Source organism: Flavobacterium gyeonganense, from assembly GCF_029625295.1.
Lineage (GTDB): Bacteria > Bacteroidota > Bacteroidia > Flavobacteriales > Flavobacteriaceae > Flavobacterium > Flavobacterium gyeonganense.
Map to the genome: position 1 here is coordinate 2,477,307 of NZ_CP121112.1, position 20,936 is coordinate 2,498,242.

A 20,936-nucleotide genomic window follows, 5' to 3' on the forward strand; every position below is an offset into this window, starting at 1 on the left:
AGTAAAGAGTAAAGAGTAAAGGTTTCTTTTATCTGCTAAATCTGTAGCAAAAATAATCTCTATCCCAAAAAGAAATTAAATGAAAAACTGGAAGTTTTATAACGCCTTATTTGTGAGAGTCTTGTTTGTTATGATTCTCTTTTTGTTTTCCGTTTTTCTAATCTATAAAATGTTTTATTACAATGCGATTTTGGTTGGACTCTTTGCAATTGTAATGCTTTTCGAAATGTATTCTTTTGTAAAAAATCAATTGCTCTTTTACGACAGAACACTGCTTTCGATACTTCAAAATGATTTTTCGACTAATTTTCCGGAAGAGCATAAAAAAGACAATTTTAAAAGTTTGTATCTTTTATATGATACACTAAAAATACAGCAGCAGGAGCAAACCTCAAAAGAATTGGTGTACAAATCAATTTTAAACAGTATTGATACCGGTGCTTTAATTTTGGAAAAAGAGAACGAAGAATGGAACATTTTTTTAATGAATGATTGTTTTTCGGATTTATTTAAAGTGCCAAAAGTGAGTCACTGGAAATACCTTAAAAACTATTTGCCTTCTCTTTGCAATGAAATTGAAAAGTCTGATTTTGCCGAATTAAAATCGGTAATTTCTATCAAAATTGAAGAACAGGATTTGCAGACTTTCATCCTGCAGACCTCGTTGACGAAAACGTATAACAAGGAATATTTTATCATTTTAATTGACAGTATTCAGCGTGTTATTGAGAAAAAGGAAAAAGAAGCCTGGATCAACCTGATGAAAATTATTTCGCATGAATTAATGAATTCCTTAACTCCAATTCGTGCGCTTTCGCAGAATTTACTTCAGATTGTCGATCAGGAAAAACTCGAAGAAGACGATTTTGACGACATAAAGAGTAGTATTTCTACCATTATAAACAGAAGCGATCATCTGCAGGTTTTTGTTGAGAATTACCGAAAACTTGCCATGCTGCCAACGCCGGCCAAAGAAATGACGCCAATCAATACACTTTTTGAAGACTGTATACGGATTATGAGTCCAATTTTGAAGGCTGGAAATATTGAATTGATAAATGATACCCATAGTTCACGATCTGTCTTAATTGATAAAAACCAAATGGAGCAGGTTATCATCAATTTGATTACCAATAGTGTTTATGCCCTAGAAGAAAAGACTGAAAAGAAAATACTCATATCGAGTTTTACCGAAAATAATCGCTTTTTTATTACTATTTCTGACAATGGAAAAGGTATCGACCAGGAAATTCAGGACAAAGTATTTCTTCCGTTTTTCACTACCCGAAAAGACGGTGCAGGAATTGGTTTAACACTCTCCAAAAATATTATTGAAGCGCATGGTGGTTACCTAAGTTATCAAACTGGCGAAGACAAAACCACTTTTGTAATTTGCCTTATTTAAGGTGTAATAAAATTCTGAATTATTTTAATTTAATGAATTTCAGTCACTTAATGTGAATTTTAAAAAATGTATATTTTATTCTGTAAAATGATTTTTTTGGTATAGCCGTAAATTTGAAGAACCCTAAATTTTGATTTACAATATTTTAAAAAATATGGTGAAGACTCATTTTGAAGGTTCCTGATTATGTTTTTTTCGCTGTGTTTTTTAAATAAAGTTTAATAAATAATATTTAAAAAATTATATCATGCGACAATTATATAAATTCATCCTAATTATAGCTGCAGGTTTTGTATTTGCCTCATTTGGCTTTAAGAATAAAGATATAAAACCAATTGACAACTTATACTTAAAAGAAGATCCAGCAGTTCAGAATAATTCTGATTCCACAACCACTGCATTTAAATCATCAAGAGAAGTCTATCTTTTATCCAGACAGTACGACCGGCTAGAGGGAGCTTTAGAAAAATACCAAAAAATTGACCGAAAAAAACTGTGGAAAAAAATAGATGTTGACAGTGCTACCTATAAAGAATTAAAGCCTTTTGATAGTGGTGCCGTAGTAAAACAAATTCGTGAACGTTTGTTTGTCGAAGGCGATTTGAAAAAGGATTCCAAAAAAGGCTTATACGATGAAGAGCTTATGGCCGGGGTTTTAAATTATAAAAAAAGATACGGTCTGAAATTGAACTACAAATTGTCATTCGAACATATCAAACAAATGAATGAGCCTGTATCAGAAAGAATCAGAGTTATAAAATTAAACATGGACCGTTGCCGCCTGATTCCTGAAAATTTAATAGATGCTAGGGATTATATTATGGTAAATATTCCGGCTTACCGATTATTATACGTAAAAAATGGTGCAAACGAGTTTACATCTGATGTTTTTGTGGGTGCTAAATGGTCAGAAACCGAAATTTTCAGCAGTGCGATGGATAAAATTGTATTTAGCCCGTATTGGAATGTGCCCCAGAGTATCATCGATAATGAATTAAAACTTAATATGGCTTCCAATAAAAATTATCTGGAAGAACATAATATGGAATGGAACGGAGGAAAGGTAAGACAAAGACCAGGGCCTAAAAACTCTTTGGGATTAGTGAAATTTTTATTTCCAAATCCGTTTGATATTTACATGCACGATACGCCGGCTAAAAGTTTGTTTATGTTTGAGCAGCGTACATTCAGCCACGGTTGTATTAATATAAAAGAAGCTAAAAAAATGGCGCATGTAATTTTGAAAGACGACCCGGACTGGACGGACGAAATGATTGATAATGCGATGAATGGTGAAAAAGAAACCACATGCATGCTGAAAAATAAAATTCCGATATACATAGGCTATTTTACTTCCTGGGTTAGTGAAGAAACCGGTGAAGTTTATTTCTATCCTGATGTGTATCAAAAAGATAAAGAAACAACAGCTGAAGATCCAAATGGTTTGGTAATGGATTAATCATAATCCGATTTCGGGCTGCCAGAAATGTTTGTCAAAGTCGACGATTTGATTATTGACCACTTTAATGCCTTCGTTTTCTAAAAGCTGCTGCATTAAATTGGTTCCGTCGAAGTGATGTTTTCCGGTCAAAAGTCCTTTTCGGTTTACGACTCTGTGTGCCGGCACATCATCCATATTGTGACAGGCATTCATAGCCCAGCCGACCATTCGTGCAGATCTTGCGGTACCTAATGCTTTTGCGATTGCACCATAAGAAGTTACTTTTCCGTACGGAATCTGTCGGGCGATTGCATATACTTTTTCGAAAAAATTTTCTTCAGCCATAAGTTTGGTTGTTTGCCACAGATTAAAGGATAAAATATGGTTTTATTAACGATTGAAACACCTTTTTTGCCCTATTGCCAAAGAGACCGGTTTCATCTTTTAATCTGTGGTTTTTTATTTATCCGAAGTAATAATTCAAAATATTAAAAAGCGTTATAAGAGCTACTAAACCTGTAATGCATCCAATGATTTTATTCATATTCCGCATCAGGTAATCGGTTTTTTTCTCTATTTTTTCAAAAAAAGCAATATAACAGTATAAAGCGGCAAAAGAACCTAAAACAGAGCCTAAAACAAAGATAGAGATGATATTGTTTTCAAAAGCAAAAAGCTGATAAGAAGCTAGCGTCACACTTACAACCACATAATAAGGAATAGGAAAAAAGTTCAGACCAGAAAGCAGCATCCCTAAAAAGAAACGACTTTTTTTACTGCTTTTTTTAATCTTTGATTTTTTCTTCGCGGTTGGTTTTTTGGCAATAAATAAAAAGTAAATAGTCAAAATAGAAAAGGCCACAAAGCCAATTTCGCGAAGCAGCGTCACAATATCCGGTCTGTTGTCAATTACACGTGCAAATAAAACCGCTACATAGACCTGAAAAAAAATAACTAAAACAGCACCAACAACAAACCATAAGGCATTCTTTTTCCCTTCTTTCAGATTTATTTTGGCAGCTGTCATGTTCAGTAATCCCGGAGGAATGATTCCGATAACAGCAGCAATAAAACCTGAAACTAAAGGGGTGAGTAAGGCCATTCGGTTGTTTGATAGGTTAGAATTTCGTTTTAAAAAATAATTTAGTCTTTAATTTTAAAACGAATATACGTAATTGCCTTGTTTATTTCTAAATATTGTTTTTCGTAAAAGGTCTGAATTGAAGTTACTACTTCCGGACTTCCTTCATTTTTATATACGTTATGGTTGGCATATAAAACTTCGTGTCCTTCTCCGTGCAGTAATCCTAAGGTATAACCGTGCATGAATTCACTGTCGGTTTTCAGGTTTACAACACCGTCTTTTTTAAGGATTTTTTTATACAATTTCAAAAACTCAGAATTGGTCATTCTGTGCTTGGTTCTTTTGTATTTGATTTGCGGATCCGGAAAAGTAATCCAGATTTCGTCAACTTCGCCTTCAGCAAAAATATGATTGATTAATTCGATCTGGGTTCGTACAAACGCCACATTATGCAGGCCATCTTCCACAGCTGTTTTGGCACCTCTCCAGAAACGGGCACCTTTAATGTCAATTCCGATAAAATTTTTGTCCGGGTATTTTTCTGCCAGTCCAACAGAATATTCTCCTTTTCCACAGCCTAATTCTAAAACTAACGGATTGTCATTTTTAAAGAAATCAGTATTCCATTTTCCTCTTAACGGAAACGAATCACTTACAACTTCTTCTCTGGTTGGCTGGAAAACGTTTTCAAATGTTTCGTTTTCCCTGAATCTTTTTAGTTTATTTTTACTTCCCACTTTTTACAAAAATTTTCCGCAAAATTAAGCAATATAAACGAATGGACGAGGTGGAATTGAAGTTTAAATTTTAGCCGCAGTATTTTCAGGTTTTTAATCTGAGAAAGCTGCGGCTTATTTTTGGTTAGTAATGTGGTTCGGTTATATGTGATGATTTTGGATCCAGCGTTTCATCATGCTGAGATAAATCCAGTCCGATGTGTTCTGATTCTTCTGAAACTCGTAGCGGAATAATGAAATTGGTTACTTTGAACAAGAAATAAGCTCCAAAGAAGGTAAATATTGAAACCAGTACTAATGCCATCATGTGATGTCCGAAAACATTCCATCCTCCGTGCAGTAAACTTGCATCTTCACCATGAGCAAAAATAGCTGTTAAGATCATTCCCATAATTCCGCCCACACCGTGACAGGCAAAAACATCCAGTGTATCGTCAAATCTTTTTGAAAAACTGCAGTTTACAGCTGTGTTTGAAACCAAGGCTGTTATGAATCCGAAAAACATACTTTCAGGAACCGATACGAAACCTGCAGCAGGAGTAATGGCTACTAAACCTACAACAGCTCCGATGCATGCCCCAAGAGCAGAAACTTTTCTTCCGTTCATTCGGTCAAAGAAAATCCACGTTAACATGGCTGCAGCCGATGAAGTTGTGGTGGTGGCAAAAGCCATGGCAGCTGTTCCGTTCGCAGCAAGAGCAGATCCGGCGTTGAAACCAAACCATCCAAACCATAACATTCCGGTTCCTAATAATACAAACGGAATATTGGTTGGAATATGCTGACTGTTTTTTCTTTTTCCTAAAACGATAACCCCGGCCAAAGCAGCAAATCCGGAACTCATGTGTACTACGGTTCCTCCGGCAAAATCTTTTACGCCAAAATAGCTTCCCAAAATGCCCGTTGGATACCAAACCGCGTGGCATAAAGGAGCATATATAAAAATGGTAAATAAACTGATGAAAATTAAATAGGATATAAAACGTACACGTTCTGCAAATGATCCTGTAATAATAGCAGGACAAATAATCGCAAATTTCATCTGAAATAAAGCAAAAAGCATAAACGGAATCGTAGTAGCCAATTGTTTATGAGGCAGGACGCCTACATAGTCCATAAAGGCAAAAGTTGTCGGATCACCAAAGAAACTGTAAAAATGATCTCCTGAACCAAAACCAACAGGCTCTCCAAACGCAAGGCTAAAAGCCACTACAGCCCATAAAAGCGTAACAACTCCTAAACAAATAAAACTTTGTAACATCGTTGAAATCACGTTTTTCTTGCCTACCATTCCGCCGTAAAAGAAAGATAATCCCGGGGTCATGATTAAAACCAGACAAGAGGATGTCAGCATCCAGGCAACATCTGCGGGTACAATGTGATCAATGGTGCCAAATGCAGCTAATACATAATCATTTTCTGTAACAGTAGGCCAAAAAGCGCCCGTGATACAAACAATACTTATCATAATAAAGGAGATGATCCAGCGTTTTTCTATTTTCATTTTTCAAATACTTTATTTAACCCTATTTTTTTTGGGGGCAAAGTTAAAAAAAAATAAATATTTTAATTTTAAGGGGTGACAAAATAGAGGCTTGATTTTTATTTTAGTAAATTTTATAAAATTCAGCTTGTTTTTTTGAGAGTATCTTATTTTGTGCTTCTAAATTTACGCTATTATTGTCAAATATATTATAATAGAATTGATATCCTGAGTTCTAAAGTGCCCGAAAGCTGATGATTGCAAACAGAATGACAGATATTGCTTATTTTTTTTGAAGTTTGGCAATCAAAATATCTTCGATGGGCCTTTTTATTTTTACTACTGAATCCACTTCGTCATTCGGAATCGTCATGGATAAAACATAATGTTGAATCTTCCATTCTTTTCCTATTTTGACCAAAACTCCTGAGCCACGGCAAATTTTCATCTGTGTATTGAGTAATTCGTCGAACCAGGCAATTTTTCCGCTTTTGTCAAAAAAGATGTGGCGTTCCAATGCCGTAAAATTCCAGGTTGTTCCTTTGTCGAAATAGGGTTTCGCCCAGGCTTTAAAATCAGGTTTAATCCAGTTTTCGGTAGCGTCTGTTCCGATGTAAATCGCGTCTTCGGTCATGGCATTAAAATAAGCGTCGAATTTCACATCGGCCGCGGCTTTGTGCCAGGCGTCAAGAGTCTGGTTGATTTTGTCTTTTTCGGCATTTTGGGCATTTGCAAAAACAGTTGCGAATAAAAGTAATAGGATCGTCTTTTTCATGTATAAAGTATTTAAGTTTAAAGGTATTATTTTTTACCATATAAGTGATATAAGTTCATTTTAGTATTGTGTCTAGTATTGTGAAATTTAAATTTTACTAATTGTTGTTGAGTTCATAAAAGTTTATTCTAACACATAGAAAAACATAGTTTTATGTGTAAAAAAAGTGATCAATAAAGAAATACATTTCTTTACACATAGCTATGTGTTTTCAAATTAGTGAAACGCCTTTTTTCAGCGCTCCGAGACTATGTTTCTATGTGTTAAATAATTACAAAGGGATGAGATTTGTTCATTTTGATTTTCTTATATGTCTTTCAAAGGCTATTAACAAAGTAACTCAAAACTTAAATTATCTTATATCACTTATATGGTAGAAAAAAATTATATTTGAGAGCTTTTTAAACACCTCGATCATGAATTCAAAAATCTACATAAGTTCGATCATTATTGCCTCTTTAGCTTTTATTTCCTGTAAAAAGGAATTAGAAGTTCAGGAAAACACTTCAACATCTGAGCTGATCCGATTAGGACTTGCAAAAGACACTTCTAAAACAGCCGTTCCGGTGGCACAGGCTCCGGCCACAAACCCAAATACAGTTTTGGGAGAAACAAAAGGACTTAATCCTGCTCACGGACAGCCGGGACATCGTTGCGATATTGCCGTTGGAGCACCATTGAATTCGGCACCAACACAACAAGGGCAAGTGACCGCTCAGGCACCACAAACCGTTCAGGTAAATGCTGGTCAGCCCAATATGGTTACCACAAAAACGGTAACTGCTGCTCCGGTAAAAGTAGGCAAAGGCATGAATCCGTCGCATGGTCAGCCGGGCCATAGATGCGATATTCCGGTAGGGGCGCCTTTAAATTCTCCGGTTACAAAACCAGCGACCACAACAACAGCTGCGACTCAAAGCGGAACAGTCGAAAAAGCATTTACGGTAACACCGCCAGCAAACAATACCGTTCCTGCTTTATTAAGTACCGAAACCGCAAAACCCGTAACCACAGCCGAAGGAACGAATCCGGTACATGGTCAGCCGGGCCACCGCTGCGATATTGCCGTGGGAGCGCCATTGCCAAAATCTTAAATTAGTCGAAATTCAACGGATAAAAAAAAATCTAATTTTTAAATTCCAAATTCCAAGTCTTTATTTTGGAACTTGGAATTTAAAAACTTAAGTATTCTAAGTTTGAAGTATTAGAATTATTTCAAAAAAATTCCAAATCCCACTGTTTATTTTGGAACTTGGAATTTAAAAACTTAAGTATTCTAAGTTTGAAGTATTAGAATTATTTCAAAAAAATTCCAAATCCCACTGTTTAGTTTGGAATTTGGAATTTAAAACTTGGAATTTAAATATTCTATTAATGTGCTTTCATTTTTTCGAAAGTAGTAGTCAATGATTTTTTGGCTTTTGCCAAAGCACCGCTAAACGCTTTTTCAAGAGTGTCTGCGTGTTCTGTAACGGTAAGCGGCTGTAAATTGGCGATACGGACTTCAAGAACGCATTTTTTATCGTTTAAGCCGAATTTCTCTCCATTTTCATCTCCAAAATGTACTTCTATGCGTGTAATTTTATCTTCAAAACGCGCTAAACTTTTTTCAAGTTCTCCTGAAAAATAATTTTCTAATCTTGCGTGTCCTTCAATGTTTTTGTCGGTATTGATTTGAATTTTCATAACGGTTTGTATTTAATGATTGTTTCTCAAAGCTATTTTTTTTTAAATGAAAAGGCAAGTGAGTTAAGGAAAGATTATGAAATATTTTTGGTAGTTTTTGAAATCAAATAGGTCATTTTAAAATTAACCAATCGACATTTTTGCAGATTCTTTCCAAAGATAGTTTGGCATTGGTTCTTTTAATTCCCATTTAATATTCATTGGTTTTGATCCTTCATTTTCTTTAAAATTTCCTTCTCCTATAAAAACATATCCCATTGTATTTCCAAATTCATTTTTTGATTTTTCTCTAATAAATAAAAGTATATTTTTCTTCAATTCTTTATGATTTATATAAGTCAACCCTTTTCCTTTATCATCTCTTGTTTGATTTTGTGACTGCCAATGGAACAATGTTTCACTTATTGCAAAGTCATTGTACAAAGTAGTTGGTGAATAATCTTCTTCGGACTTAATTAAATCTATAAATAGTATTTCTGTATTTAATTCTTTATTTTCAGCTACACCAACTCCTATCGCGTTTGAGGATTTTTTTTCAAATGTAGACATTCTGAATGCAACTAAAATTTGATCTCTTGTATATCTAGCGTGTAATTTCAAAGGTTGATTATAAGGTAATTGAATTTCTGTTTCTTTAAAATCAACTTTATCGATTAATATTTCTAATACTTCAATAATTTCATTAATCAAGATTTTATTCTTTCCGATGGTTCTAATACTTTCTTCTAAAGACTCATAGCCACCCGCATTTTGCCAAATGTCATAATGTAACATTAGTAGCATTGCCTTTTCGTTCTCATCAAAATCCCCAATGTTTATGTTGAAGTTTAATTTTGCTATTTTAAGAATAAAATTAAAATAACTTGTTGAGTTTGTAGAAAGCCACTTATTGCTTATTGCAGAATAAATTTGTTTTTCATTTGTACTATCAAAATCATTAAATACACCTGCTCTCTGACATAACCTAGACCAAGTTTCTTTTTTTGAATAGATTGTTTCAATTGAAATATGGTTTAGTGCTATGAAATTATTTAATGTTAAAGGCAATTTAGTTTGTTCATGAAAACCTCTAATTTTATTTATCAATTGAGTCACATTTAATGAGGTTGCTTTTTGGATGTTTTCTAAAATTGTTTCTTTTGCCTTTTTCTCTAATACAACGGAACAGCCCAATGGCAAATGTGGAAAATCATCTTCTATTTCTTTTTGAACTGAAGTTGTAGTTTTTCCAATCAACGCCCTGAATTTACTTTCAAAATCATATTCAGGTCTTGAATTCCCAACAAAATCCAATACAGTCAAACACTCTTTTCCCTCAAATAAACGTAACCCTCTTCCAAGTTGCTGTAGAAAAATTGTTAAGCTTTCAGTAGGTCTTAAAAACAAAACAGTATCAATTTCAGGAATATCTATTCCTTCATTAAAAATATCAACAACAAATAGATAATTGATTTTTTTATTTTTAAATTCATTTCTAATAACTTCTCTTTCGTTTTTATTATTAGTAGTCAAATACTTTGCGTTTAATTTTGCTAGATTGAACTTTTCGGTCATATATTCTGCATGCTTGATTGAAACGCAAAATCCAATTGCACAAACATCATGAATATCATTTGTGTATTTATTTAAACTGTTAATTATTTCACCAACTCGTACATCATTTTTAGTATAAACGTTGGTTAATTCACTTGCTAAATACTTTCCGTTTGCCCAACTTATATTTTTTAAATCTATACTGTCAGAAATTCCAAAATATTGAAATGGACATAGTAAACCTTTATTCATTGCTTCAGGCAATCTAATTTCAGCTGCTATTCTATTACAGAAATCTTCTAATATATTTTTATTATCCATTCTTTCAGGTGTGGCAGTCAAACCAAGTAAAATTTTTGGTTTAAAATAATCTAGAATGGGGCGATAACTAAACGCTTTCTGATGATGTGCTTCATCAATAATTATAAAATCATAATAATCTGGTGAAAGTTTTATTTCTTTTAATCTATTTTTTAAAGTTTGAATTGAGGCAAAAATATATTCGTTATTCGTTGGCTCAATACCATCTACCCATAATTGCCCAAAATCATTATCTTTTAAAACTCCCCTAAATTTTGATAATGACTGCTCTAAAATTTCTTTTCTATGTGCAATAAAAAGTAATTTCGAAGATTTGTTATTACTCTTGAATTTTTTATAATCGAATGCAGAAATTACTGTTTTTCCTGTCCCAGTTGCTGCAACTAAAAGATTTCTATTTCTATTATGAACTGTTCTTTCAACTTCTAATTTTTCAAGAATTTCATTTTGATAAGAATAAGGTTTTATGTCAAAATAGGCTGTTGTAAAAGTATTTTCTTTTGAAAACCTCCCTTGCTTTAGGGCAATTACTAATTTTTCAGAGTGAATTTTTTGGTCATACAATTCAAAATCTGAATTTTGCCAATAAGCTTCAAATGTTTTCTTGAATTTATCAATAATGTGACCAACTTCTTTAGTTGTTACTTTCAAGTTCCATTCTAAACCGTCTGTTAATGCTGAACGAGAAAAATTAGACGAACCAATATATGCAGTATGAAAGCCTGTGTTTCTTTCGAATAAATAAGCTTTTGCATGTAATCTTTCATTACTTATATTGTAAGAGACTTTTACCTCTGTATTTTCTAAAGAAGCCAAAAACTCAACTGCTTTTGAATCTGTTGCACCAATATATGTTGTTGTAATTATTCTAAGTTTTCCACCTCTTTCTGTAAATTCTCTCAGTTCACGTTCGAGAATCCTAATTCCTTTCCATTTAATGAAAGAAACCAATAAATCGATTTTATCTGATGACAATATTTCTTTTCGTAATTCACTTTCTAAAGTTGTTCCAGAATTCCCGCCAGTAAAAAGTTCACTATGAATTAATCTTGTGTAAGGGGTAATTTCTTTTAAATGCAAATCTAAATCCGTGAAATGGGAATCAACTTTTGTAAAGACAGCTTTTAAAATTTTTCCCTCTGTTTCAATTAAATCATCCTCAAATTCTTCTTTTTTAAGTTCTTCTTTTAGAAATAAAATGATCTTATTTGAAATTTCGATTTGTGTTTCAATCGCGTCTTCCCCTTTTATTAAAGTGAAAGCATGTTTAATAGTTTTGCCAATATGCTGAGATAACAATTGAGATGCTTCTGCTTTGTCTATTGTAGTTTTTTTTACTTGAAAAGTTTCTTTATCAAGCTCATTTATTTTGTAATTGATTAGTTTCGTTACTAATTCTTCATAGAGTCCTTGATTCATATTCCAATTTTTAAAAATTCCTCAACAATTGGCAAATCCGCTTCTGCCCAATCTAAGTTTAATAATTCTGATTTTTCTAACAACTTAAAACAATTATGTTCTGCTAAATTAATCTCACCTGATATATAATTAGCCAGAAAAGGAATTAAATTTATTTTAAAGGTTCCATAATCATAAATACTATTTGAAAGCTTTTTTAAAACATCAATTTCAATATTTATTTCTTCTTTAATTTCTCTTTTAATACATTCTATTTCATTTTCATTATTTTCAACTTTCCCACCTGGAAACTCCCATTTTAAAGGTAATTTCATTTTTTCACTGCGTTGTGTTACTAAGATTTTTTTATCTTTTAAAATAATTGCGCATGTGACGTTTATGATTTTAGTCATTTTATTAGAGTGATGAACAATTTATTAACGAAGCCTAATATTAGTAAAATATAATCATATTAACTATTTTTCTTGTTTTAGATGTTATCATTTTCAGGATACATTATATTAAAGTAATTTTCAAAAGCTTTACAAAGTAATTCTTTATTTATTGCAAATAATTCGTATCTAATATCCATATGTTTAATATATTCTTCACCACTTTCGCTAATTTCTTCACCATTAAGTTTTCGAGTTAATATAACGCTTAACAAAACGTTATCGCATTGATGAAATTTTGGGTAATATCTATAAATGAAGGACCAATAATCGAATATATCTATACTTTCTTTTTCTTCTTTATGGTCTTCCTCTTCGAATTCATTAATTACTAGAAACTCTAGCCAACTTATTGCTTCTCCGATTCCTTTGTAAAAAGAATTTCTTTCCAATCGAGTTTCAAAAGTGTATTTCTTTAAGTTTATTATCTTTTCATAATCAGTCAGAACTTCATTATTATGATACTTCATTATTTGCTCTTTACCGAAAATTATTTTTACTATATATTTCATTTTTTGATTATGGATTTTGATATTATTCTAAAAAATATTTTAAATCTAGATTATTCAAATGTAACATTGAAATGAAAATCGACCCGCTTACAATTGACCTCATTAGATAATAATTTTCAACTCTAATTTTTATTTTTTTTTCTCATAAAAAACGCCAATCATTTCTGACTGGCGTTTAAAATATTTCTAAAAAGTTCTTATGAAAACCAAAACCCCTAGCCCTGATCGAAGCGGCATCCTTTTGTGTCTCGTTTTTAGGACGAGATCATAAAAGATAGGGTGGAGAGCAGGATACGAGCGATAGCGAACTGACGAAGTAAATAGTTTCTAAAATTTAAATTCCAAATTCCAATCTTTGTCGAGTTTCTTATGAAGATTCCTCGTACCTCGGAATGACAAAATGCGTTTTATTTATTTACTATTTATCCTTCTTCCCCCATTTAATTTTTATTTTTCCGGCATCGTCTACGGCGAGTAAATGCAGGACGATTCCGCGTTGACGAACGGCGTCGCGCTCTGCTTTGGTGGCGAGCTGGGCGTCGTCTTTGGAGTTTCGGAGCGGGACGGTGAGGGCCAAATTGGTGCCTCGACCAAAGGAATAAACGCCCTGTGCATCCATGTTGAGAACGCTGGAACTAATGGTGAGTTGATTAACGTCGATTTGCTCGCCACGAAGTTTGAAGTTGCCGGATAAATCGCTGAAGGTGATGTTTTCGACATCGCGAAACGGAAAGGCAAATTTGCCGATTTTCATAATGGGTTCAAAGTTGAGTAAAGCGCCCTGAGTGACATTGAAAGTGAGTTTTCCGTGTGAAGAATTGGTGATCAGTTCACCATTGCTGTTGATTAAACCGGTTATATTGACGTTGCTGGAGAGTTTTCCGCGGATGTTGCCGGGCGAAAATGAAGTGACTCCGAAGTTATTGAACGATTTTAAAAAACTCGCAATATCAACCTGATTGACCTGCGCGGTTGAAGTGAAATTATAGTTTTTGCCATTGGGCGAAACGGTCGAACTGAAATTGATGCTTCCGCCGGAAGTCTGCAGGGAACCATTTTTGATGACAAGCCGTGAATCTATCATCTGAATTTGTGCTTTGGTGTTGGTTGCGGTGAGTTTATTGTACGTTATTTTGTCGGCTTTGATGCTGATATCGACAATGCATTTTTCAATCGCAGTCCGCAGCTGATTTGACATGGAAGGTTTTTTGGCAGTAATTTTCTTTTTTTGTGAAGAGGCCAAAACGCCCAGAAATTGCCTGATGTCGATACTCGGGCAATAAATATTCCAGTTTACGACCATTTTTTCAGGAGCGTCATAATATAAATTCAGGAAATTATCGATTCTTCCGTCGATAAAAATGGTGTTTTTTTGGTGTTTATAGGCTATTTTTTTAATGAGCAAAGCTTCCTGTGTGAACTCGAGCTGTACGTTGATTTTTTCGGCATGGACGTTTTTCGGAATAAAATGAAAAGAAGCATTCTGAACGTTTACATTGCCAATAAAACGGGGTTTGGTAATGTACAAATCAACAATATCAAACTGAAATTTTAGGTTGGCCGCGGCATGACCTCCGGTAAAATTAATCCACTTTTCGGCGTTTTCTTCGTTGAGGTTTTCGATGTCAAAATCAGATTTTACGATTCCGGTTGCAAGTGGTTTGTCCAGATTATTAATCGATAATTGCGGAATTGTAAGCGGAATGTTTTTGTATTTTCCGGATAAGCGCGTTAAAATGATAGCAGAATTTGCGTCGTTGAAACCTGCTTTTGGTTTGAAATTATTTGTAAAAATGCCTTTGAAACCGCAATCGGTAATTAAGCCGTCGGGAATGCTCAGTTCGTTGTTTTTGACTTCGGCCTGAACGACAATTTTTGGATCACCTTCGGCATTAAAATCGCCTTTGATGTCGCAATTCACATCAATTTCTTCCTTTAGATTGAAGCGATTGAGTTTAGAACTGATATTTTCCGAAAGTAAATTCGAAGCATCTTCCCATAAAATAGTAGTGCCGATATTGATTCCGAAAAGCGCATTGCCTTTGGCTAAATTGAAAAAAGCAACAATATCAAAAGCATCTTTTCCGATTTTTAGATTCTCGGTTTTGACGTCTATTTTCTCTTTTTCGGCAGCATAGGAAACGGCAAAAGTGCCTTCGAGTATTTTTTCTTTGGCGAAACTTCCGTGAACGGTATTAAAAGCGAGACTTTTGATATTGGTTTTCAGGAATACATTGGTCTGCCAATTTTCGTCATCATATTTTACTTTCGATTTTAAACTGGCAATATCAAAATCAAACAATTTATGTCCAACGCGATTGTCCAATACAAAATGAACATCGTTGAGGTCAATCTGATCGATTGTGGTTTCGGTTTTCGATTGGTTTTCGGGCGTTTTTTTCTTTTTGGTTTAAAAATGTTGGCGTTTGAATAGCCATTTTCGGCTTTGTATACGTAAATCTGCGCTTCGTTGATCAGGATTTTATGAATATTGATTTCGCTTTGCATCAAACTCCAGACGTTTAAACGGACTTCTATTTCTTTGGCTTTCAGTAAAGTATGTTTGTGAGTATTCCAGTGATTGTCCTTTAGTTCAACCTCTTTTAACGCCAGCGTAAAATTGGGAAAACCGGTTAAAAATTTATACTGAAAATCACCAACATGAAATTTTCCGTTGATGTTCTCATTAATTTTATTGTTGATTTTGGCTATTATTTCAGCTTTATTCTGGTTGAAATAAACAGACAGCGCTGCGGAAGCGATTACAATAAGTGCAATACATCCTAAAATAAAGAAGCCAAGACGTTTGACGAACTTTTTAAAACGAACCGATTGTAAAAAGGTTTTGATAGAATGCAACGTTTTTTTCATCAGAAACTGTTTTGTTTTATTAAAGATACGTTAAAAAAATGAGTCGGTTTAAAAAATTGGTTTTCAGTTGATTAAGCAATAAATACTTGTAAATAAGCGCTTTACTGTTCATATAATTATTGACAATACATTTATAATCAAAACTAATTTGCGAATAACGTTTGATTGATTTAAAATTTCTAAATTTGTACTCAAGTTTAAAACTTATTAAAAAATTGTTTCCCTGAACCGGTTGAAGGGATAATCTTAAAATAAATTATTATGGCATTAGCAATCACAGATGCTACTTTTGATGAAGTAGTTTTGAAATCAGATAAACCTGTAATGGTAGATTTTTGGGCAGCATGGTGCGGTCCTTGTAGAATGGTTGGTCCAATCATTGACGAATTAAGCAGCGAATACGAAGGTAAAGTAGTTGTTGGAAAAGTTGATGTTGATGCAAACCAGGAATTCGCAGCAAAATATGGTGTGCGTAACATTCCAACTGTTTTGGTTTTCCATAAAGGAGAAGTAGTAGGAAAACAAGTAGGAGTAGCTCCTAAACAAACTTACGCCGATAGCTTAGACGCTTTGTTGTAATCGTAAGATTATAATTTATATAAAAAACGCCTGACGAAAGTCGGGCGTTTTTTATTGAAATAAAATGGTAAAAGTAGTTCCGAAGCCGGGCTTTGAGCTGACTTCGATCTTGCAGTTAATCGCTGTTCCCAGATCCCTTATCAAATGAAGACCTAAACCTGATTTGATTCCTATTACTTCTGAATCATTGTAAAGAGCTTTGAATTTTTCCAGATTTTCTCCCGGGCCATTATCTGTTATCGAAAGAAACGTTTTGTTGTTTTCCTTCCAGGCTTTCCAGATTATTTTTCCGTTTTTGTTTTTATCCAGTGCTTTTACAGCATTTCCTGTCAGGTTTCTGATAATGGTTTTGAGATAATTTTCATCGGTATTTAAAATAATGTTTTCGGAATTTTCAAATGAAATTTCGATATTTTCTATGGCTGAAAAATGCTTTTCAGTATCTTCAAATATAACTTCGACTGGAATATTTTTTAAATGTGGTTTGAAATTTTCCATCTGCCCTTTGCTCCAAAGCAAAATATCTTCCATGGAGGATAATAAATTTTCAGCTCCTGAAATAATTTTGGTCTGCATTCGTAAAGCAGTTTCTTCGTCAATGAGTTCGGGATTTTCTTTTTGAAGATGTAAAAAGTGAATCAGATTTGAAATCGGGCTTCTTAAATCATGGTTTAGAATTCCGAAGAATCTCGCTTTGATTTTGTTGGCTTCATCTAGTTCCTGATTCAGGAGCTGTAATTTTTGATTTGTTTTTTTACGGTTTTGATTTTGTCTGAACAACAATAATCCGATTATAAAAACCAATACAAGTCCCGAAATCAAATAGAAGCGCTGTTTTCTGGCATCGTTAATCTGAATGTTTTTAATGGTGTTTTCTGCCGAAAGGTTTTTAATTTTCTGCTGTTTGGTTTTATTCTGATATCGTGCTTCGGCATTGGCAATACTTTGTTTAGCCGACTCCTGCATCATCTCGTCATTGTATCTGGAGTAGATTTCCTTATAATAAAAAGCATCTTTCCAAAGCCCTAGAGCAGCATAGCTTTGAGACAGTTTCTGATTGATAATAACAAAGAATTCCTTGTCGTAATTTAATGCATTTTTTGATGCTTCTTTAAGTGTCTTGATGGCATTTTTGTAATCTCCCTTCTCATATAAAACCCTGCCCATAATGGTGTTGGCTTCCATAAGAATTTCTTCATCCGTTGACTTTTGTCCAAATAAAACAGCTTTTTTGGCATAATAGTAAGCCTTGTAGATCTGTCCTTCATCGGCATGATATTTAGACATGCTTTGATTTGCAAAACTTAAATTAAGAAACAGTGAATCTTTTGCTGTCGGGAAAGTGTAGATTAAGTTATAATATTTTTTAATGCTGTCCGGCTGTTTTTTGGCAGCGTAACACTGTAATAAATAATTGCATGAAAAAGCACTTACGTAGGGAGATGTTTTAATGTAAGGTTTTGATTCGTTTAAATACTCAATAGCTTTGTCAAATTGTTTCATTTTGACATATGCACTTGCAATTTGGCAATAGGAGACCCCTATGTTTTCTGTATTTGGTTCACTTTTATCAAGTCGTTTTTTGTAATTTATGGCTTTTAACTGATATAAAATAAAATTTTCATATTCAGAAGTATTCAAATAATACTCGCCGAGACTACCGTAAAGCACCGCTTGTACATAATTACTTTTGGTCGTATCAAGTACTTTTTTGATGGTTTCAATTAATTCTTTGCCTTTTTGGGTTTCATTTAGAGAATAATAGATATAGTTGAGCCGCATCAAAGAAGAAGTTTGGTTTTCTATATGACGGACTTTGTGAGCGTATTTCCATGAATTTTCATAGTTAACCAATGCTTTTTTGTATTGATTATTGCTAAATTCATAAGCAATTCCCTGCCGCAGGTAAAATGTACTTAAATATTTGTAATGGTTTTTTGAAAGTGCAATTCCTTTTTGTGAGGCAATGATAAGTTTGGAATATTCTTCTTTATCTAAAAGTGATTGGGTATAGGTAAGTAAGGCATCCAGTTTTTGAATGGTTGTTTTATATTTTGTCAAATTCGGCTCCTGTTGTCCAAAAACAGAAATAGTAATAAAAAACAAAATCAAAAAACCGGCTTTATTCATCTAAATGAGATTAAGGTTGTCTTTGTAACTTCTGCCAACCGGAATGGAGATATTATTGTTTAAAATAATTTCGGTCGAATTCATTTTCTGGATAAATTGTTTTTGCACAGCAAAACTTCTGTGAATTCTGATAAAAGATTGAAAATGACTTTCTTTTAAAAGATTTCCGATACTCGATAAAACACAATGCCTTTTTCCTTCGGTAACAACTAATGTGTAATCTTTTAAGGCTTCGAGATACAGAATTTCATGCAGTTTTACTTTGGTCTGTTCATGACCTTCTTTGATATAAATAGTATCTCCGCCGATGCTTGCCTCAAAGAGAGAAGCTTTGAGTTTTATTTCCATAAATTCCTCAATGCGCTTCATTGTTTGCGTAAAACGATCGAGTTTTAATGGCTTTACAATAAAATCGAGGGTTTCAATCTGAAAACTTTCTACAGCATGTTCCGGATGTGCGGTTATAAAAATGCAAACTGGAATTTCGAGGGCATCTTTTCTAAATTCGATTCCGTTTAAACCCGGCATATCAATGTCCAGAAATAAGATATCTACTTTTTGTTTTTGTATAAACGGAAGTGCGTTTTCAGCAGATTCGAAAACACCCAAAATATCCAGAACCGGAAATTTTTTGGCAAAAGATAGCACCGTCAGTCTGTCAATTTCATCATCATCAACGATAATACAAGAGTATTTCTTCATCATTCCAGCCTGTTTGGTGTTGTCTGTCTATTTAAAATGTTGTTTGTCTATTGGGTGTTTTTAACGAGATTTTATTGGTTCAAATTTGTCCCGTAATTCAGTTGAAAGCAAAAATAAATCATTTTTCTGACTTTGAACTTTACAAAAATAAATGTTATTGAATTAAAAAAGAACCATTTGAACCATTTTAAAATTAAAATTATTATGAAAACGCTTAAAACTATTTTTGCCATTTTATCAATTGCAGTATTTACTGTTTCATGCAGTAATGATGATGATAATTCACCAAAATTTCAGACAGAAAATCCGTTAGCCGCTTATTATACCCAAACCGGTTTTACAACTTCAACCAATTTTATCAATTCGGGGGATTACGAATTCGGATTGGTATTTACGCCAACAGTTAAAGGAAAAATAAAAGCGATTACGTTAAAACTTCCGGCTACAAATCCTTCTTTACGTGTTACCATTTGGGATTATACAACAAAAACAGTATTGCGTTCTGAAACTTTAAATGTTGCGACTGCGGATGTTGAAGTTAAAAAAGAAATTAGTGAGCTCGCTTTGGAGAAAGACAAAAAATACCTGATCTCTATGAATTCTAATGACTGGTATAAAAAGAGCAAAGCGGATAATTCTGCCACTACATACCCTATTGTTGCCGGAAACATCACTTTTAATGAATACAGATGGCTTTCGGGCACAGCGCAGACTTTTCCGACCACGGTTTCATCAACATATAATGCAGGAGATTTAAGTTTTGATTTTCAGCAGACAGAATAATATTTTTTGGATACTTTGAATTAGTAAGTTGAAAGGTCTGGCGAAAGTCGGGCCTTTTTTTATGTTTTAGGAATGTTTGTCTATTTAAAATGTCGTTTGTCTATTACTGGTTTTTTACACTTCAATAGTGCTGCATCTTTGTTCTATAATAATTCAAAACCAAAATTATGAAAACAAGAATAAACAAACTGACTCTTTTGCTTTTGGCAGTATTTGCAATTTCATGCAGTAATGACAGTGATAACGAAGCGCCCGAAGAAATTACGCCATCTTATTTATTGACAAAATTAAACAGCACTTCGGCATTTAACACTTATAAGTACAACGATTTAAACAAATTGATTGAAATAAACGGTACAGATGGCTCTTTTACATCGAGTTTTAACAGTACGTTGACCTATAATGGCAGTGGTAAAATTCAAGAGGAACTTAAAGTCGTTTCTGCTCTTTTTTCGACACCATCGTATAACAGAATAATTTATAATTATGATGCTCAGGGCAGACTTACAGAAAAAAAATATACACAAAACTCTTCTGAAAATCCGGCAATATACGATCATAAGCAAAGTTATATTTTTGAATATAACGGAAGCACCGTTACTCAAAAACTAATACTTAAAGGAAACACGTTGCCAAGCAGCAGAGCTGTTTTTGAGTATGACAAAAAAGGGAATGTAACTAAGAGTACATATTACAATAAAATAGACGCTAATACGCCTGATGGAGTGTTTTTCTATTCTCATGCCTATACATATGATACGAAACAAAATCCTGAATCTTCTTTGTCATCAGAATACAGGTTTCCGAATGCGTCAAAAAATAATCCAATAAAAGTGATAGAAACCTATAATTCAGATGCTCCAACAACTGCAGATATTGTTTTAGAATATAATGAAGGCGGCTATCCTGTAAAGAAAACACAATCCGGTATTGTGAGTAGTTATGAATATAAAAAATTGTAATATTCCGAATTACAGTTAAATTGGAGTTTTTGATTTAGTGGAGGTCTGGCGAAAGTCAGGCCTTTTTTATTGCAATAAACTG

The 20,936-nt window shown here is 33.5% G+C and carries 19 protein-coding genes; 6 read left to right on the top strand and 13 right to left on the bottom strand.

From position 1 onward, the window contains the following. The first annotated feature begins 79 nt into the window (after nt 1-79). Both P5P89_RS10800 and P5P89_RS10805 read left to right on the top strand, forming a co-directional pair. Nucleotides 80-1,405, top strand: a complete 1,326-nt coding sequence (locus P5P89_RS10800) for a sensor histidine kinase (protein WP_278011913.1) — start codon at nt 80-82, stop codon at nt 1,403-1,405. Nucleotides 1,406-1,652: 247 nt separating this feature from the next. Then, on the top strand, nt 1,653-2,864 hold the full coding sequence (locus P5P89_RS10805; protein WP_278011914.1) for a L,D-transpeptidase family protein: 1,212 nt from the start codon (nt 1,653-1,655) through the stop codon (nt 2,862-2,864). Here the strand turns inward: P5P89_RS10805 and P5P89_RS10810 are convergent, their stop codons facing one another. From P5P89_RS10810 to P5P89_RS10830, 5 genes are all read right to left on the bottom strand, one after another. Beyond that, a complete protein-coding gene (locus tag P5P89_RS10810; RefSeq protein ID WP_163399924.1) occupies nt 2,865-3,191 on the bottom strand; it encodes an MGMT family protein in 327 nt (108 codons plus the stop codon). A gap of 118 nt (nt 3,192-3,309) precedes the next feature. Next, on the bottom strand, nt 3,310-3,948 hold the full coding sequence (locus tag P5P89_RS10815) for a LysE family transporter (protein ID WP_278011915.1): 639 nt from the start codon (nt 3,946-3,948) through the stop codon (nt 3,310-3,312). A 41-nt stretch (nt 3,949-3,989) separates the two neighbouring features. After that, on the bottom strand, nt 3,990-4,667 hold the full coding sequence (gene trmB, locus P5P89_RS10820) for a tRNA (guanosine(46)-N7)-methyltransferase TrmB (protein ID WP_163391886.1): 678 nt from the start codon (nt 4,665-4,667) through the stop codon (nt 3,990-3,992). A gap of 124 nt (nt 4,668-4,791) precedes the next feature. Further along, a complete protein-coding gene (locus tag P5P89_RS10825; protein WP_278011916.1) occupies nt 4,792-6,171 on the bottom strand; it encodes an ammonium transporter in 1,380 nt (459 codons plus the stop codon). Nucleotides 6,172-6,433: 262 nt separating this feature from the next. After that, the gene (locus tag P5P89_RS10830) at nt 6,434-6,925 is read right to left on the bottom strand and encodes a nuclear transport factor 2 family protein (protein WP_278011917.1); all 492 of its coding nucleotides are present in this window, start codon (nt 6,923-6,925) and stop codon (nt 6,434-6,436) included. A gap of 416 nt (nt 6,926-7,341) precedes the next feature. On the opposite strand from P5P89_RS10830, the gene P5P89_RS10835 reads away from it, so the two are divergent. Next, the gene (locus P5P89_RS10835; RefSeq protein WP_278011918.1) at nt 7,342-8,019 is read left to right on the top strand and encodes a hypothetical protein; all 678 of its coding nucleotides are present in this window, start codon (nt 7,342-7,344) and stop codon (nt 8,017-8,019) included. A gap of 277 nt (nt 8,020-8,296) precedes the next feature. Here the strand turns inward: P5P89_RS10835 and P5P89_RS10840 are convergent, their stop codons facing one another. The 6 genes from P5P89_RS10840 to P5P89_RS10865 all read right to left on the bottom strand — a co-directional run bounded on the left by P5P89_RS10840 (nt 8,297) and on the right by P5P89_RS10865 (nt 15,698). Continuing rightward, a complete protein-coding gene (locus P5P89_RS10840) occupies nt 8,297-8,611 on the bottom strand; it encodes an HPF/RaiA family ribosome-associated protein (RefSeq protein ID WP_110346717.1) in 315 nt (104 codons plus the stop codon). Between the two features lie 123 nt (nt 8,612-8,734). Then, entirely contained in the window at nt 8,735-11,884 is a 3,150-nt protein-coding gene (locus P5P89_RS10845; RefSeq protein ID WP_278011919.1) for a DEAD/DEAH box helicase, read from the bottom strand. Beyond that, nucleotides 11,881-12,276 carry a (deoxy)nucleoside triphosphate pyrophosphohydrolase gene (locus P5P89_RS10850; protein WP_231131639.1) on the bottom strand — a complete coding sequence of 132 codons (396 nt, stop codon included), beginning with the start codon at nt 12,274-12,276 and terminating at the stop codon, nt 11,881-11,883. The genes P5P89_RS10845 and P5P89_RS10850 overlap by 4 nt, the downstream gene beginning before the upstream one ends. Before the next feature lie 77 nt (nt 12,277-12,353). Continuing rightward, nucleotides 12,354-12,827, bottom strand: coding sequence for a hypothetical protein (locus P5P89_RS10855; protein WP_110346719.1), 474 nt, complete (start codon nt 12,825-12,827; stop codon nt 12,354-12,356). A gap of 418 nt (nt 12,828-13,245) precedes the next feature. Further along, nucleotides 13,246-15,129, bottom strand: coding sequence for an AsmA family protein (locus tag P5P89_RS10860; RefSeq protein WP_278011920.1), 1,884 nt, complete (start codon nt 15,127-15,129; stop codon nt 13,246-13,248). After that, nucleotides 15,102-15,698, bottom strand: coding sequence for an AsmA family protein (locus P5P89_RS10865; RefSeq protein ID WP_278011921.1), 597 nt, complete (start codon nt 15,696-15,698; stop codon nt 15,102-15,104). The genes P5P89_RS10860 and P5P89_RS10865 overlap by 28 nt, the downstream gene beginning before the upstream one ends. A gap of 261 nt (nt 15,699-15,959) precedes the next feature. On the opposite strand from P5P89_RS10865, the gene trxA reads away from it, so the two are divergent. Continuing rightward, complete coding sequence (gene trxA, locus P5P89_RS10870; RefSeq protein WP_025572826.1) at nt 15,960-16,277, top strand: thioredoxin; 318 nt, start codon at nt 15,960-15,962, stop codon at nt 16,275-16,277. 51 nt (nt 16,278-16,328) lie between these two features. Here trxA and P5P89_RS10875 read toward each other — a convergent pair whose 3' ends face one another. Then, on the bottom strand, nt 16,329-18,407 hold the full coding sequence (locus P5P89_RS10875; RefSeq protein WP_278011922.1) for a tetratricopeptide repeat-containing sensor histidine kinase: 2,079 nt from the start codon (nt 18,405-18,407) through the stop codon (nt 16,329-16,331). Further along, nucleotides 18,408-19,112: a LytR/AlgR family response regulator transcription factor gene (locus tag P5P89_RS10880; RefSeq protein ID WP_278011923.1), complete on the bottom strand. Its 705-nt coding sequence runs from the start codon at nt 19,110-19,112 to the stop codon at nt 18,408-18,410. Nucleotides 19,113-19,313: 201 nt separating this feature from the next. On the opposite strand from P5P89_RS10880, the gene P5P89_RS10885 reads away from it, so the two are divergent. Beyond that, nucleotides 19,314-19,892: a hypothetical protein gene (locus P5P89_RS10885; RefSeq protein ID WP_278011924.1), complete on the top strand. Its 579-nt coding sequence runs from the start codon at nt 19,314-19,316 to the stop codon at nt 19,890-19,892. A gap of 167 nt (nt 19,893-20,059) precedes the next feature. Continuing rightward, nucleotides 20,060-20,854 carry a hypothetical protein gene (locus tag P5P89_RS10890; protein WP_278011925.1) on the top strand — a complete coding sequence of 265 codons (795 nt, stop codon included), beginning with the start codon at nt 20,060-20,062 and terminating at the stop codon, nt 20,852-20,854. Nucleotides 20,855-20,936: the final 82 nt, after the last annotated feature.